This window comes from Telluribacter humicola, from assembly GCF_017355935.1.
Taxonomy (GTDB): Bacteria; Bacteroidota; Bacteroidia; order Cytophagales; family Spirosomataceae; genus Telluribacter; species Telluribacter humicola.
The window spans coordinates 330428-344707 of record NZ_JAFIQT010000006.1; the positions used below are offsets into that span (position 1 = coordinate 330428).

Annotated in this window: 16 protein-coding genes; 8 read left to right on the plus strand and 8 right to left on the minus strand. The window is 46.4% G+C overall.

The window, feature by feature from the left end; all coding sequences use genetic code 11:
- Positions 1 to 13: 13 nt before the first annotated feature.
- Positions 14 to 1297, minus strand: a complete 1284-nt coding sequence (locus tag JUB14_RS22420) for a competence/damage-inducible protein A (RefSeq protein ID WP_207509083.1) — start codon at positions 1295 to 1297, stop codon at positions 14 to 16.
- Between the two features lie 108 nt (positions 1298 to 1405).
- Between JUB14_RS22420 and JUB14_RS22425 the strand changes: the two genes are divergently transcribed.
- From JUB14_RS22425 to JUB14_RS22435, 3 genes are all read left to right on the plus strand, one after another.
- Positions 1406 to 2140, plus strand: coding sequence for a DUF4197 domain-containing protein (locus tag JUB14_RS22425; RefSeq protein WP_207509084.1), 735 nt, complete (start codon positions 1406 to 1408; stop codon positions 2138 to 2140).
- 39 nt (positions 2141 to 2179) lie between these two features.
- Positions 2180 to 2521 (plus strand): gliding motility protein GldC, encoded by a 342-nt coding sequence (gene gldC / locus JUB14_RS22430; protein WP_207509085.1) that lies wholly within the window; start codon positions 2180 to 2182, stop codon positions 2519 to 2521.
- A gap of 69 nt (positions 2522 to 2590) precedes the next feature.
- Positions 2591 to 3742: a thioredoxin family protein gene (locus tag JUB14_RS22435; RefSeq protein WP_207509086.1), complete on the plus strand. Its 1152-nt coding sequence runs from the start codon at positions 2591 to 2593 to the stop codon at positions 3740 to 3742.
- A gap of 31 nt (positions 3743 to 3773) precedes the next feature.
- On the opposite strand, the gene JUB14_RS22440 is transcribed toward JUB14_RS22435, so the two are convergent.
- The 6 genes from JUB14_RS22440 to JUB14_RS22465 form a co-directional block, all read right to left on the minus strand.
- A complete protein-coding gene (locus JUB14_RS22440; RefSeq protein WP_207509087.1) occupies positions 3774 to 4349 on the minus strand; it encodes a tetratricopeptide repeat protein in 576 nt (191 codons plus the stop codon).
- Positions 4350 to 4400: 51 nt separating this feature from the next.
- On the minus strand, positions 4401 to 4754 hold the full coding sequence (locus JUB14_RS22445; RefSeq protein ID WP_207509088.1) for an MmcQ/YjbR family DNA-binding protein: 354 nt from the start codon (positions 4752 to 4754) through the stop codon (positions 4401 to 4403).
- Entirely contained in the window at positions 4751 to 4930 is a 180-nt protein-coding gene (locus JUB14_RS22450; protein ID WP_207509089.1) for a DUF6728 family protein, read from the minus strand. Before JUB14_RS22450 ends, JUB14_RS22445 begins: the two co-directional genes overlap by 4 nt.
- Positions 4931 to 4998: 68 nt before the next feature.
- Positions 4999 to 7017 carry a (E)-4-hydroxy-3-methylbut-2-enyl-diphosphate synthase gene (gene ispG, locus JUB14_RS22455; protein WP_207509090.1) on the minus strand — a complete coding sequence of 673 codons (2019 nt, stop codon included), beginning with the start codon at positions 7015 to 7017 and terminating at the stop codon, positions 4999 to 5001.
- A gap of 114 nt (positions 7018 to 7131) precedes the next feature.
- On the minus strand, positions 7132 to 8217 hold the full coding sequence (locus tag JUB14_RS22460) for a mevalonate kinase family protein (RefSeq protein WP_207509091.1): 1086 nt from the start codon (positions 8215 to 8217) through the stop codon (positions 7132 to 7134).
- A complete protein-coding gene (locus tag JUB14_RS22465; RefSeq protein ID WP_207509092.1) occupies positions 8217 to 9440 on the minus strand; it encodes a sugar MFS transporter in 1224 nt (407 codons plus the stop codon). Before JUB14_RS22465 ends, JUB14_RS22460 begins: the two co-directional genes overlap by 1 nt.
- 497 nt (positions 9441 to 9937) lie before the next feature.
- Here JUB14_RS22465 and JUB14_RS22470 point away from each other — a divergent pair, with 497 nt between their 5' ends.
- The 3 genes from JUB14_RS22470 to JUB14_RS22480 are packed head-to-tail and all read left to right on the plus strand — an operon-like array spanning position 9938 to position 11773.
- Complete coding sequence (locus JUB14_RS22470) at positions 9938 to 10357, plus strand: 6-pyruvoyl trahydropterin synthase family protein (RefSeq protein WP_207509093.1); 420 nt, start codon at positions 9938 to 9940, stop codon at positions 10355 to 10357.
- Positions 10317 to 11006 (plus strand): GTP cyclohydrolase I FolE, encoded by a 690-nt coding sequence (gene folE, locus JUB14_RS22475; RefSeq protein ID WP_207509094.1) that lies wholly within the window; start codon positions 10317 to 10319, stop codon positions 11004 to 11006. Before JUB14_RS22470 ends, folE begins: the two co-directional genes overlap by 41 nt.
- Before the next feature lie 59 nt (positions 11007 to 11065).
- On the plus strand, positions 11066 to 11773 hold the full coding sequence (locus JUB14_RS22480) for an SDR family NAD(P)-dependent oxidoreductase (RefSeq protein WP_207509095.1): 708 nt from the start codon (positions 11066 to 11068) through the stop codon (positions 11771 to 11773).
- Between the two features lie 60 nt (positions 11774 to 11833).
- Here JUB14_RS22480 and JUB14_RS22485 read toward each other — a convergent pair whose 3' ends face one another.
- The gene (locus JUB14_RS22485; protein WP_207509096.1) at positions 11834 to 12763 is read right to left on the minus strand and encodes a sugar phosphate isomerase/epimerase family protein; all 930 of its coding nucleotides are present in this window, start codon (positions 12761 to 12763) and stop codon (positions 11834 to 11836) included.
- 312 nt (positions 12764 to 13075) lie between these two features.
- Between JUB14_RS22485 and JUB14_RS22490 the strand changes: the two genes are divergently transcribed.
- Positions 13076 to 13621 carry an NUDIX domain-containing protein gene (locus JUB14_RS22490; protein ID WP_207509097.1) on the plus strand — a complete coding sequence of 182 codons (546 nt, stop codon included), beginning with the start codon at positions 13076 to 13078 and terminating at the stop codon, positions 13619 to 13621.
- Position 13622: 1 nt separating this feature from the next.
- Positions 13623 to 14240, plus strand: a complete 618-nt coding sequence (locus JUB14_RS22495; protein WP_207509098.1) for a LysE family translocator — start codon at positions 13623 to 13625, stop codon at positions 14238 to 14240.
- Positions 14241 to 14280 lie beyond the last annotated feature (40 nt).

Below are 14280 nucleotides of genomic sequence, written 5' to 3' on the forward strand. Positions count from 1 at the left end.
CGAATTTGAACTGTTATTGTTGATGTAATAGGACTGGTTGCTCATCTGTTTTTACCAACTGTTCGCGTAGTAAATTCAGAGCATAAACGGAGGTGAGCTGTATGTTCTGGACCCGGCTACCACCTAGCTTAAGTAACTTAGTAATGGTATGGGAAGGCGTAGCGCAGGCAATCCAAACGGTTCCAACAGGTTTATCTTCAGTACCTCCATCGGGACCGGCTATGCCACTGGTGGCGATACCGTAGGTAGTGCCCAATAGTTCCCTGACACGCCCGGCCATTTCAGTGACTGTTTGCTCACTTACGGCACCATTTTCCCGTAGCGTCTCTTCCTTTACTCCTAAGGTACGTATTTTAACGGCATTGTCATAGCTGATGACCGATCCCAGGAAGTAGCGGGATGATCCGGGAATGCTGGTAAGCAGGTGAGCGATATATCCACCGGTACAACTTTCGGCTGTACTCAAGGTAGCTCCTTTATCCTGCAACAACTTCCCAACTACCTGTTCCAGTACTTCGTTATCATAGCCGAACACATGGTCTTTGATGATCGGCATGACGCGTTCTACTTCGTGAGTCAGCTCCTTCTCCAGTTGCTCCTGGTCGGTACCCGTAGCGGTAAGCCTGAGCCGTACCTGGCCCAGGTGGGGCAGATACGCCAGTTTTATGTGAGAAGGCAGAGCGTCTTCCCAGGCCTCAATCCGTTCCGCCAAGAATGATTCACCGATCCCCACCGTAAGTACCATCTTATGTATAATAACCGGTGGATTGTAGAAAGCTTTCAGCCTAGGAAGTACAACATGCTCCATCAGGTTCTTCATCTCGTAGGGGACTCCCGGCATAGATATATACACGGTACCTTCTTTTTCAAACCACATCCCGGGAGCCGTTCCCCAGCGGTTTTCGAGGTAGGTACAGTTGGCCGGTAGGGCCGCCTGCTGGCGGTTGAGCTCAGTCATGGCCCGGCCTCTTTTAGCAAAAAAACCGGTAATTAGCTCAAGCGCCTCTTCATTGATTATCAGCTCGGTATTGAAATATTTGCAAAGCGTATGCTTGGTAATATCATCCTTGGTAGGTCCAAGGCCTCCGGTTATCAAGACCAGATCCGCTCGCTGAGAGGCCTCGTGCAAAGCACTTACTATATCTTCGACATTATCTCCTACGGAGGTTTTACGGACGGGACGAATACCAATAGAAGTTAGTTCGGCTCCTATCCATTGGGTGTTGGTATCGGTAATCTGACCAAAGAGAATTTCATCCCCAATGGTCATGATTTCAGCCCTAATTGTAGGACGCATACAGGTCTAGTTTTGTGTGTAATTGGCTTAATTTTTCAAAAATACGCAATTTTTATTGTTAACAATTACGTTTGTGGGGTAGTAACAATACGATAAACTCATTCACATATGGAAAGTAAAATTCTTTTAGTAGCCTTTATTATGCTGATTACGAGCTGTACTGGCGAAGCGCAAATCAACCGGACCAAATTGGGTAAAGTACTCGAGAAGGTTACTACTCCGGCAGGAGGATTATCAGAATCAGAAATTGTAAATGGGCTTAAAGAAGCCCTCCGTGTAGGTATCAGCAATGGCTCTGCCCAGGCATCCCAAACGGACGGGTACTATAAGAACGCTTATATTAAGATACTCTTCCCACCGGATGCCCAGCGGGTAGAGCAGAGGCTGCGTCAGATCGGACTGGGCAACGAGGTAGACCGTTTTATCCTCTCGCTGAACCGGGCTGCGGAAGATGCCGCCAAGAAGTCAAAGCCTATTTTTATAGACGCTATTACCACCATGACTATTAACGATGCAGTGGGTATTCTGAGGGGTGCCGATACATCCGCTACGGCTTACCTGCGCCGCACCACCAACGAAGAACTATACAACTCCTTTTATCCGGTCGTGGATAGTACATTGAATCTTAATGAAGCTACCCGTTACTACGCTGATCTGGTCAATACCTATAATAAGCTGCCCTTTGTTCAGAAAGTAAATCCGGATCTGAAACAGTACGCTACCCAGAAAGCTATTGATGGATTGTTTGTATTGATAGCTGAGGAAGAAAAGAAGATTCGTCAGGACCCTGCTGCTCGTGTGAGTGATATTTTACGCCGGGTATTTGGGCAGGCCGGTCAGTAGTATGTACTTTTGTCAAAACATTTATTAATAATAATACCAATGAAAAAATCAGATATTCATTTTTCAGTTGAGCTTGATAATCAAAATATCCCCGATAAGATCTTCTGGGAGGCTACCGATAACCCCAACGAAGGGATTAACGATACCCGTGCGATTGCTATTGCGGTATGGGATCACTACCACAAAGGTACCCTGAAGATTGACCTCTGGACAAAAGATATGGAAGTGTTTGATATGAAGCGCTTCTACATCGAAATCATGAGTGGTATTGCGGATACGCTCCTAACGGCCACCAGCGATAAGAAAATGGCTGACGCCATTGAGGGGCTGTGTCAGAACCTGAGCAAAAATCTGGATGAAGAAATGAAAGCTGCTCAGTAATAACAGTTGCAAAATCATTGAATGATGTTAAGAAAGATCTCTATCTGCTTGTTTTTGGTTGTTAGTAGTATGTATTCTGCCTTAGCCCAAGGCGTACAATTCTCTGAAAACAACCTGCGTAATGTATTTAATCAGGCCCGGGTTCAGAACAAACTGGTGTTCGTAGAAGTATATTCCAGTTCCTGCCATGTGTGTCAGAGCTTTATTCCTATTTTCAATCAGAAGCAAGTAGGAGACTTTTATAACCAGAGCTTTGTAAACTATAAAATTGAGGTCAACTCACCGGACTTCCAGCAATTTATTCTGGCAAAAAAGATATTTGTCCCCTCGCTGCCTCTGATGCTGTACTTTGATGGAAATCAGAACCTGCAGCACATGGCCGTCATCGAACCCAGCGCTCAGAATGTGATCCAGCAGGGACAAGTCGCACTTAATCCAGGTCAGCGGGCCTCATCTATGCGGCAACGCTTTGCCTCCGGCGAGCGGGCTAACCAGTTTCTGATCGACCTGGGTATGTACAGCCGCGTGGTATCGGATACCACCCTTAATATCAAGGCTATGGATGCCTATGCCAAGCAACAGGCTCCCAATGCCTACCAAAGCGAAGCCAACTTCCTGGTGTTGCAAAGACTGGTCATGGATATTGATAACCCACTGGCTACGTACTTTATCAAAAACCTACCGGTATACTCAAAAAAGTACGATCCGAAACTGGTACAGAATACAGCCGAAAATATCGTAATGTACTCGCTGTACAGCAGCCGGGGCAACAAGTACAGCAGCAATAAGGTAATTCAAATGCGTGATTACCTGACCAAGGCTGGTATCGGTGCGCAAGTAGCCCGTAACCGGGTGCTTCTGCCACTACTGAATGCCTACCTCAGAGAGAAGAAGCCTGCGCAGGCGGTAGCCGTGGTTAATACACACGCCACTCAGGTACCCATGAAAGCTCCGGATTATATCTACCTGATCCGGTACTTCAACGAAAAGAGCCCTGATGCCAGCTACGTACCCTCAGCCCAGAAGTGGTTTGCCAGTGGATTGAAAACAGTAAGTGCCAATAGTAAAGAAGCGGCTGACCTGCATTACCAGATGGCAGTAGCCTTTAAGAAAGCCGGTAATAAAGCCGAAGCTACTAAAACAGCTCAACGCTCGGTAGCTATCTCCAAAGCTTCCAGAACGGATAGTAGCCAGGCGGAGGCACTACTGAGAAGTATTTAAAGGAAGTACTGTAAGGAAAATATAGAAAGGATCAGCCCCAAAGCTGGTCCTTTTCTTCTACAAAGTAAAACTGTCCGTAGAAGGGAGCCTGAGTGAGTAAGAATCGGGCTTCTTCGTCACCCATCTCAACAGCACGGTGCAGATCACGAGCAGACTGGTGGTACTGGTGCATCCGCAGTCGACACAGGCCCCGCATCCGCATGGCATCCGCATTGGAGTTATGGAAGAACCAGACTGCTTTGTCAAACTCCCGGAAAGCCTCCTGGTACTCATCAAGAGCCATGTGCGCTTTACCTTTATCCAGGTAGCATTCGGCTAAGGTATTGTTGTAGCTGAGGGCCTGGGTTAGATCGTAGATAGCCGAGTAGTAGTTCTCGTCGCGCAAATTACACTTACCACGAAACGCGTAAGCAACGGCTGATTTGGGATTTTGCTTGACCTGCTGATTGAAATATTGGAATGCTTCTTCGAATTTACGCTGCTGAAAAAGTGCTATACCCTCCTGGTAATGCCGGTATTCTTTTTCGGCAGGTGTTTCGTGATCATGCAAGTGGTACCTGATGATCAGATAAGGAATTGACAAAAAGAGTAATAATGATATTTCCATACCAGCTCTAATAAAAGAGAAGTCATTCCATTGGATGTAAGACTAAGATAGCTACTTTATCAATTCATTCTGCACTTTTTTGGGTAAAGATTCGACTACTAATGTGTAAGAGTCAGTTACCCATTCACGAAGTAGCTTGTCCGGAACGGAGCCATCAGCTATAATGGTATTCCAGTGTTTTTTGTTCATGTGATAACCCGGCAATACGCACGAATATTGTTCTCTCAGCTCTCCGGCTTTTTCGGGATTACATTTTACATTAAAACGAAATTCAGCACTATCTAATGAAGTAAGCAGGAATATTTTCCCCATGACCTTGTATACAAGCGTTTCCTCGCCGAAGGGAAACTCTTCGGTAACTCCCGGAAGCTGTAAACAAAGGTCACGGAGATTCTCAATATTCATCGCATGATGGCTCTGGTGATCATCACGATCAGACAAAACAGGAACATGATAATGGAGATCCGGTTAATACCGTGCATCATCTTCAGATTGAAGGAGGTGGGGGCATTGGGATCTGGCTTTCTGAACACGCGAAAGAAGTAGCTAAATACCTCTCCCAGTTGAAAATAACGTTTCATATGATAGGAAGAAATAGTAAAATCAGGGTTGATCAGCAGTGTACTATGCTGCTATAAGTAGTACATGATTAGGAGGTTAAAGGTTCCTCAATGGTCTCAGGTTCTATCCATCTTCCATCCTCCCGAATCAGCTCTATTAATTCATCTACGGCTTTGGCGGCAGTGACTGATCTTTTAACCACCTGCTGACCCCGGTAAAGGGCAATTTTGTCTTTACCCATGCCAACATAACCATAATCAGCATCAGCCATTTCGCCGGGACCATTTACAATACAGCCCATGATACCAATCTTTACGCCTTTGAGGTGCTCAGTATGCTTGCGGATCATGGCGGTTGTTTCCTGTAGATCAAAGAGTGTACGGCCACACGACGGACACGAAATATACTCAGTCTTGGACATGCGGGTACGAGCTGCCTGCAGGATTCCAAACCCAACACTGTTAAAGGTCGACAGTGCCTGTAACTTATCAGACTTAGCTGTACCATCAGCAAACTGGGGTGAAACAATAACTCCATCTCCCAATCCATCGATGAGCAATCCACCAATGTCCGTAGCGGAGTACAGGGGAAGACGATCATCCAGATCTGAACCATAGGTGCGCTGGATAATTACCGGCAGTTTTAAACCAAGGTCCAGTAAGCGGAAGAACAGCCTCCGCATCTCGGGCATAGCATGCTTGTTTTCGGAACGTAGTACTAGTACCAGATTAGTAGCGTCTTTCACCTGATTCAGTAGGGCTACATTAAAGCTATGGATATCGCCTGCTACAAAGTTCAGTACTTCGCTTAGCTGATCAGCTGTTGTATCCTGATACTCCACGGTTGTCAGCAGCGGGAAGGTATTTACCTTATCCGGGTGCAGTAGCCACTGTGGGTGATTGATTATTTCTTTCAGACCATTGGGCAACATGAAAGGTACCGGCGTACTACCTGTATAGATATAGTCCGCGCCCTGGTCGTTCATACGCCACTTGTCAGGTACGGGCAGGAAGAAGTGACCGATGCTGCGCAGATCTTCGTGCTGCTCAATGGTGAGCTGCGAATAATCGGCAATAACCCGGGGTACATTGATACCTCCTACATTAAATACTTCATTCGTTTCCCGGCGATGGTACTGGAAAGGATCAATAGGTACCTGCTCAACGGGCTCGATGGGAGCATGAGGTGCCCGCACGGTATAACGCTGGATGAGATCACGAGCTACGGGAGCTTCGTTCTCGGGTGCTTCGGTCAATGATACCCGTACGGTATCTCCCAGGCCATCTTCTAGCAAAGTACCAATACCTACCGCTGATTTGATACGGCCATCTTCGGCTTCGCCGGCCTCGGTTACACCCAGGTGTAGCGGGTAGGGCTTTAGTCCTTCCTCATTGAGGCGTTGCACCAGCAGCCGGTACGCCTGTACCATTACCTGCGTATTGCTGGACTTCATCGAAAGGACGATGTTGTAGTAGTTCATCTCTTCGCAGATGCGCAGGAACTCCAGTGCCGACTCCACCATACCCAGCGGGGTATCGCCGTAGCGGCTCAGGATACGGTCCGAAAGGGAGCCGTGGTTAGTACCTATCCGCATGGCGGTTCCGTACTCCTTACAGATCTTGACCAGGGGGATAAACTTTTCCCGAATACGCTCCAGCTCAGCGGCGTAGGAGGCATCGGTATAATCAATAAGTTCAAAGCGTTTGCGGTCGGCGTAGTTACCGGGATTGATCCGTACTTTTTCTACAATACGGGCGGCCAGTTCGGCGGCATTGGGGGTAAAATGTATATCGGCTATAAGCGGTACCTGAATACCTCTCTGGCGTAACCCCTTCCTGATGTTCTCCAGATTCTGAGCTTCTTTGACACTGGGGGCTGTAATGCGTACATATTCACAACCGGCTTCCACCATCCGGATCACCTGCTCAATGGAGCCTTCGGTGTCCATGGTATCCACAGTGGTCATGGATTGCACTCTAATAGGGTACTCGGAGCCCAGGTACACATTACCGATAGGAACAGAAATGGTCTGGCGGCGTTTGTACTCAGTCAGTGAGGGGCAATACAGTTTGGGATTTACGTCAGATAGGGCGGCTATCGTAGTCATCTGGTTTGTATTAGTAAGAAGAATATCGAATCTAAAAAGCAAATGTAAGCTATTCGTTTTCCTTACTATACAAACCAGATGTACAATTTAAATGTTCGTGCGCAGAAACTTTATTTATGCCTCTAAACGAGTGCCTTCGTCAACGGTAATTATGTAGCTTTTACCGCCGGCTTTTTCGATGGCTTCGGCCACTTCTTCGGCTTTTTCTGGGGCATATACAAACATACAGCCACCACCTCCTGAGCCATTGATCTTACCTCCCAGGGCACCGGCAGACAGCGCGGCATCCATCATGCGATCAATCTTTGGAGTGGAAGTACGTTTATGGTCACGTAGATTGAGGTAATGCTTATAGAGCAACTCTCCGAAGCGGGTGTCGGTGTCTGCGTTGCCATTCGCTGATTGAGTTTGGGAGAGAAGGTCTTTGCCTTCAAGCAGAATATCCCGGTCCTCCAGATTAGCGATCAGCAGGCTCATTTCATCCTGAGTCAGAAGCTGACTGTACTCGCGCGTTTGCTCAGCCGGGGTGGTGAATATTGAGAACGACGAATCATATTGCTGTACCTTCTCTATTACCGCTTCCATTCCGTACCGGCAGCGGGCTAGTATACCCAATGTATCCTTGGGCTCCAGTGAGTCGCCCAGGACGAAGGTACCTAGTTTAGGCGTGAGTGCCTCGACATGGATGGCAGGTCGGGATTCCAGATATATCACATGACCGATGGCGGTTGAGTAATGGTCCATCATACCGCCCGGCTCTCCAAACTCGAGTACTTCGGCCGCGTTGGCTATTTCACCCAGTTCTTTGGGAGAATAGTTAGCGGGATTATCACTCATCAGGTACAGGAAGTGTGCCCAGCTGACAATGAGGGCCGAAGAGCTGGAGGTACCTGAGTTAATCGGGATATTTCCCCTAACGGTACATTCGAATCCACTCGAGAAGTGGTGCCCTCTGCGTCTGAGATTATTAATAGTACTCTTGAAGTAGTCACGCGACTTGCCGTACTGCTCCGACTGAGACAGCGAGAATTCCTCTTTCTGACCAATATCCGGCAGGTGGAGGATGACCTGATCATCCTGGCGTCTATCGCCTTCGATCTGAATCCTCCGGGAGATAGCAGCCGCTATCACCGGAAGACCCAGATAATCCTGGTGCTCACCAAAGAAACAAATACGGCCAGGGGTCGAAATCTTAATCATTACCAGCTATGCTTTTTATGACCTGAAATAGCGTAGTACAGGATAAACATGTACAGGGGTACCATCATCCAGTAGGCTTGTTGTGTACTGCCAATTGAATCCGCAATAGAACCATAAACAATCGGAAGTATGGCTCCCCCCGATATACCCATGATCAGCAGTGCCGCACCGGTCTTTACAAATTTTCCTAGTCCTTCGATAGCCAGAGGCCAGATGGCGCCCCACATAACGGCATGAGCCAAACCAAGAATGGCGATACAAAGTACCGACAAAAATCCCGTAGTGGTAACTGCTATGATAGTCACCACAATCCCCAGTATAGCAGAGAAGCGAAGCCATACCTGCTGCGACACAAACTTAGGGATCAGGATAATACCTATCACATATCCAATCATCATAGCCCAGAGCGTATAGGTACCAAACAGACGAGCCTCTTCTTCGGGGAAGCCTAACGATACTCCATAGGCAATGATGGTATCACCGGCTATTACTTCTACACCTACGTAGCAGAAAAGGGTAATCACACCCAAAACCAGATTGGGAAACTGGAATACACTTGTCTTTTTGGTATTGGCTACGCCAACTTCTTCAACGGTATCTTCTTCTTCCTCATCTACTTCGGGAAGACCTTTGGATAAACGGATCAACAGGGCCAGACCTACCAGCACGGCGGTAAGGATGAGGTAAGGACCTACTACTTTATCAAGTTCTTCTTCCTGACTTGCTGCGGCAGTACCTGATAAGAGTAAGCCTCCGATTACAACCTGGCTGATAATACCGGCTCCCTTGTTAGCCAATCCCATAATACTGATACGCTGAGCCGCGCTCTCGCGGGGACCAAGTATGGTCACATAAGGGTTAATAGCCGTTTGAAGAATAGTAAGACCTATACCGATGGAGAACAATCCCACCAGAAACATCGGGTAAGAGGCCATCTTAGCGGCGGGTGCGAAAATGATGGTACCTACGGCCATTACCAGTAGACCTACGGACATCCCATTCTTGAAGCCTACCTTCTTCAGTACGTAGGAAGAGGGAATGGCCATGACGGTATACGAGATAAAAAAAGCAAAGGTTACCAGGTAGGAGCTGGTGTTGTCAAGATTAAAGGCTTTTTGGAAAAAGGCAATAAGGGTACCGTTGACCCAGGTTACGAATCCCAAAATAAAGAATAAGATTCCGATAATGAGCAATGGACCCAGATAGCTGTTTTGCTTGTTCATAGAGGGCAAGAATTAAAAAAATAGAGGTAAAAAAAGAGCGATTACGAGAGTGTCGAAGGTCAAACGAACTTTGTCGGATCGGTTGAGGTTTTTACTATGAATACAGGGATTTGGTACGGTTGCCAGGCGGGCAGCCGGTGCTTTGTGCAGAGTTTGACTACTTGTCATTGGGTTTGGTAAGGATTTAGGGGTAGGTGTCGTTTGAATTGTGCAAATTAATAGCATTGCAGGAAATATTAAATTATTTTATTAATTATTGTACATCCTGTCTATGCTCCTAAAAGTGGTTTTATTGGGTACTATGGTGCTTTTTTAAACTAACTAAACAGATTTGTTTAACTAATTTTTAGATTAGTTAAACAAAATGAAAGTTGTGCTTGTTAAGTTATGGATTTAACTTCTAAGAACAAGGTACCTTGTTCTGAGGCTTTAAATGTGTTGTACACAAACTTTGTAACGACATCTAAGGCATATTTTTTACTCAAAACCTAAATTGAATGACGGCTAACCGAGTGGCGGTGTTCCGCAAAGAGAACTTCAATGCAGCACACCGGCTACACAATCCGAACTGGTCGGATGAAAAGAACGCACGTGTGTTTGGTAAATGCAATAACCCTAACTACCACGGTCATAATTATGATCTGATCGTACAGGTAACGGGCGAGGTAGATCCAGAGACAGGCTATGTATACGACATGAAGCAACTAAGTGATCTGATCAAGGAGCACGTGCTGGATCGATTTGACCATAAAAATTTTAACGAAGATGTTCCTGAATTCAGGGATCTGAATCCTTCGGCTGAAAACATATCCATTGTTATTTATTCCATACTACGAGATAAAATAGACTCTACTTTTGATCTGAAAATAAGATTATATGAAACAGAACGGAACTTCGTTGAATACCCCGTCGGTTGATGTCCAGGCCATAGAGGAATTAGGAAATGATCATATCATGACCTCCTATGAAACTCCTCTACGCGTGGATGCTTTTGATATGGATGATGATTTGAAAGTAGAGTTGATCGAAAAGCATTTCCGCCATATCATGGAGATCATGGGGCTGGATATGACGGATGATAGCTTAAAGGGTACTCCTAAGCGTGTAGCCAAAATGTACATCAAGGAGATATTCAGCGGACTGAATCCTGAGAATAAGCCCGGCGTTACGCTTTTTGAGAACAAGTACAACTACGACCAGATGCTGGTTGAAAAGGATATTACTGTTTTCTCTAACTGCGAGCACCACTTTGTACCTATATATGGTAAGGCGCACGTGGCGTATATATCAAGTGGTAAGGTAATAGGCTTGTCAAAACTAAACCGTATCGTGCAGTACTACTCCAAACGGCCACAGGTACAGGAAAGACTTACCGTACAGATAGCCAATGAGCTGAAAGAAGCCCTGCAGACCGAAGACGTAGCCGTGGTCATAGATGCCAAGCATATGTGTGTACACTCGCGGGGTATACAGGATACGGGTAGTTCAACCATCACTACCTTCTACGGAGGCAAGTTCAGAGAGGAAGACACCAAGTCGGAATTCCTCAGACATATAAGCAACTAACACCATCAAATCCGGAAGCCACTTCCGGATTTTTTTTATTTAACTATATACGTCATAGTATGCAATTTACTACTACTAATAAGAATTATCTGATCGTGGGGGCCAGCTCAGGTATTGGCTTTGAAATAGCCAAATGCCTCATTGATGCGGGTGCTCAAGTTTTTGTGGCCGGACGTACCCAGCCTTCTTTAGCTGCAACCTATATAGAATGGGATGCGGAGCATCCAGATCCGGCCGCGTTTGATGCCCTTCCCGAAGTACTTCATGGAGTGGCTTACTGCCCCGGAACTATTAATCTCAAGCCATTCGGTCGGCTGACGCTGAATGACTTCAGTAAAGATCTGCAGATAAACACGCTGGGAGCGGTAGCTGTACTGCAAGCCACTATCAATCGACTCAAAAAAGCGGAAGGAGCCAGTGTGGTACTTTTCAGTACGGTGGCTGCCCGAACGGGCATGAGCTTTCATGCCTCCGTAGCTACTGCCAAAGGAGCCGTGGAGGGACTGGTCGTATCGTTGGCCGCCGAATACGCCTCGGCTCAGATACGCTTCAATGCTATTGCTCCCTCCCTGACTGATACACCTCTGGCGGGTCAGTTACTCTCTTCGCCCGATAAGAAAGACGCTTCGGCACGGCGGCATCCTTTGCAACGGTATGGTACACCTGCTGATATTGCTCAGGCTGCCATGTACCTGCTAAGCCCGGATTCATCCTGGATCACCGGGCAAGTATTGGGAGTGGATGGTGGGATAGGTAAGCTCAAATAAAAAAAATGGCTGGATGGTCATCGGGACCATCCAGCCATCAGCAAATTGTTTATCTAAGGATTAAGATACCATCTGTCCTACCTTTTCAAGCAGGGCTTTGGTAGCCTTGATACCTTCATATTCCGGCAAAGTACTTCCTTCGTATTCAATACCGGCGATTCCTTTGAAGCCGCTATCTTTCACGATCTTCATCATCTTCACGTAGTCAATCTCGGTATCATTGCCATTAGCGTCAAAGTCGTGTGTCTTGGCACTTACACCTTTGGCAAAAGGCATCAGTTCTTTTACTCCTTTGTAGCGGTCGTAGTCGTTAGCACACTCGCGTGAGTTAGGCTTGCGGTCGATGCAAAAGTTACCGAAGTCAGGCAGAGTACCTACGTTCTTCATGTTGATCTGCTTCATAACACCTGACAACCACTCACCGTTAGATGAGTACCCACCGTGGTTTTCAACGATTACATTGATGTTTGACTTAGCAGCAAATTCTCCCAGACGACCAAGTCCATCTACAGCAGCTTTGGCTACGTCCTCGGCCGAGCCTTTCCCGTAGGCATTAACACGGATGGTCTTACAACCCAGGAATTTCGCGGCATCTACCCATTTGTAGTGGTTCTCTACGGCTTTCTTACGGGTAGCATCTTCCAGCTCGGCTGTACCTCCTTCACCGTCAATCATGATCAGGTGGTTGCGTACGCCGTTGTCTTTACTACGCTTAAGTAGCTCCTTCAGGTAAGTAGTATCGTTGGCTTTATCTTTGAAAAACTGGTTTACATACTCCACGATTTCGATACCAAACTCCTTGCGGGCCAGTTCAGGAAAATCAAGATTCGTAAGTTTTTTGGCGAAAAGTGCTTTGTGCAGTGACCATTCGGCCAGTGATATCTCGTAGAACATCTTTTTAGTTGGTCCTGCCCAGATATCAGTCATTGCGGTAGTAGCCAGTGCCGTGGCACCTACCTTTTTAAGAAAATCACGTCTTGAGAAATCCATGGTTGAAGCTATTTATTGAAAGTAGAATTTTGTTCAGCTAATAAAAGTAGCTACTCCGCTTTATTTAATGATTACAATGATAAATATTATTTTTGATAGGAAAGGACGCAGCGATTGGCTGAGCAAAAAAGTGCAGTACTTGTGAAATTTTGCTGAGGTATACTTGAAAAATAAAGAGGATAGACTGCTACAAGGATGAGAGGTAAATCGCTGTGAATGGAGACAAAGGCAGGCATTGTTTGCACTTTATTTGGTTTATTTGCACTCCACAACCAACTTTAGACCCACAGAAGTACCAGATAAACATACGTAATGGAAGCAGAAAATAACTGGAAAACCCTGACCTCAGAAACGGTATACGAGAATCCGTGGATTGAAATCCAGCACCGGGAGGTAATCAATCCGGCTGGCAATGAAGGGATATACGGAGTTGTAAAGTTCAAAAATAAAGCCATTGGCATAGTACCCCTCGACGCGGATGATAACATATACCTGGTGGGGCAGTACCGGTACCCTTTGCATGAATACTCATGGGAAATACCCGAAGGGGGAGGTCCTCTGGGTGAAGATCCTCTGGATGCAGCCAAGCGGGAGTTGAAAGAAGAGACCGGACTGGTAGCCGAATCCTGGACCCGTTTTGCCCGGATTCATACCTCTAACTCGGCTACCGATGAAGAAGGTTTTCTGTTCGTGGCGGAGGGGTTGAGCCAGTATGAGCAGGAACCGGAAGATACCGAAGACCTGCGAATCAGAAAGCTTCCTCTTTCGGAGGCAGTAGAAATGGTAATGAGATCAGATATAACAGACGCACTTTCTGTGGCGGGTATACTGATGGTCGCACGAATTAAGGGATTGTAATATGATTGCAGCTTTAGCCTACGGCTTCGTAACGGGTGTTTTACTTTGCTTTACGTTCGGGACCGTTTTTTTCTCCCTGGTCCAGAACAGTGTTGACAACGGGTACCGCAGCGGTGTAAAAATCGCATTTGGCGTACTTATTTGTGACATGATTTTTGTCTTTTTCGCCATCTTCGGCACCACTTTACTACCCTCCATTGAAGGTTTTGAAAAGACTATGGCCGGAGTGGGGGTACTTTTCCTGTTGGTGCTGGGTATAGCTAATCTGTTTAAGGGGCAACCCAAAATCGCCTATCCCAAGACCCGGTTTGGCAACTTCCTTTACTACTTCTCTACCGGTTTTCTTTTGAACGGTCTCAATCCGGTTAACTTTATCAGTTGGGTCACCATAGCTACCTACATACGTACTAACCTGGAATATGATTTTCAGCAGGTACTGGTGTTTTTTGGCTTCAGCCTCTTAGCTATATTTCTTACCGAGTCCATGATCGCGGTTTTTGCCCATAAGCTCAAACGGCTCTTTACCCCCCGAACCGTGACTATCTTCAATAAGGTGACAGGAGTAGTATTCGTTCTAATAGCATTTCAGATTCTATACACCAACTTCCTGAAAGGGTAAAGGGGGACAATTTATAAAAGCGAAGGGGCGGAATAGAAAA

Excerpts from the sequence above, each read along its gene's own strand:
- JUB14_RS22420 (WP_207509083.1), bottom strand. The coding sequence starts at position 1,297 with ATGCGTCCTACAATTAGGGCTGAAATCATGACCATTGGGGATGAAATT.
- JUB14_RS22425 (WP_207509084.1), top strand. The coding sequence starts at position 1,406 with ATGGAAAGTAAAATTCTTTTAGTAGCCTTTATTATGCTGATTACGAGC.
- gldC (WP_207509085.1), top strand. The coding sequence starts at position 2,180 with ATGAAAAAATCAGATATTCATTTTTCAGTTGAGCTTGATAATCAAAAT.
- JUB14_RS22435 (WP_207509086.1), top strand. The coding sequence starts at position 2,591 with ATGTATTCTGCCTTAGCCCAAGGCGTACAATTCTCTGAAAACAACCTG.
- JUB14_RS22440 (WP_207509087.1), bottom strand. The coding sequence starts at position 4,349 with ATGGAAATATCATTATTACTCTTTTTGTCAATTCCTTATCTGATCATC.
- JUB14_RS22445 (WP_207509088.1), bottom strand. The coding sequence starts at position 4,754 with ATGAATATTGAGAATCTCCGTGACCTTTGTTTACAGCTTCCGGGAGTT.
- JUB14_RS22450 (WP_207509089.1), bottom strand. The coding sequence starts at position 4,930 with ATGAAACGTTATTTTCAACTGGGAGAGGTATTTAGCTACTTCTTTCGC.
- ispG (WP_207509090.1), bottom strand. The coding sequence starts at position 7,017 with ATGACTACGATAGCCGCCCTATCTGACGTAAATCCCAAACTGTATTGC.
- JUB14_RS22460 (WP_207509091.1), bottom strand. The coding sequence starts at position 8,217 with ATGATTAAGATTTCGACCCCTGGCCGTATTTGTTTCTTTGGTGAGCAC.
- JUB14_RS22465 (WP_207509092.1), bottom strand. The coding sequence starts at position 9,440 with ATGAACAAGCAAAACAGCTATCTGGGTCCATTGCTCATTATCGGAATC.
- JUB14_RS22470 (WP_207509093.1), top strand. The coding sequence starts at position 9,938 with ATGACGGCTAACCGAGTGGCGGTGTTCCGCAAAGAGAACTTCAATGCA.
- folE (WP_207509094.1), top strand. The coding sequence starts at position 10,317 with ATGAAACAGAACGGAACTTCGTTGAATACCCCGTCGGTTGATGTCCAG.
- JUB14_RS22480 (WP_207509095.1), top strand. The coding sequence starts at position 11,066 with ATGCAATTTACTACTACTAATAAGAATTATCTGATCGTGGGGGCCAGC.
- JUB14_RS22485 (WP_207509096.1), bottom strand. The coding sequence starts at position 12,763 with ATGGATTTCTCAAGACGTGATTTTCTTAAAAAGGTAGGTGCCACGGCA.
- JUB14_RS22490 (WP_207509097.1), top strand. The coding sequence starts at position 13,076 with ATGGAAGCAGAAAATAACTGGAAAACCCTGACCTCAGAAACGGTATAC.
- JUB14_RS22495 (WP_207509098.1), top strand. The coding sequence starts at position 13,623 with ATGATTGCAGCTTTAGCCTACGGCTTCGTAACGGGTGTTTTACTTTGC.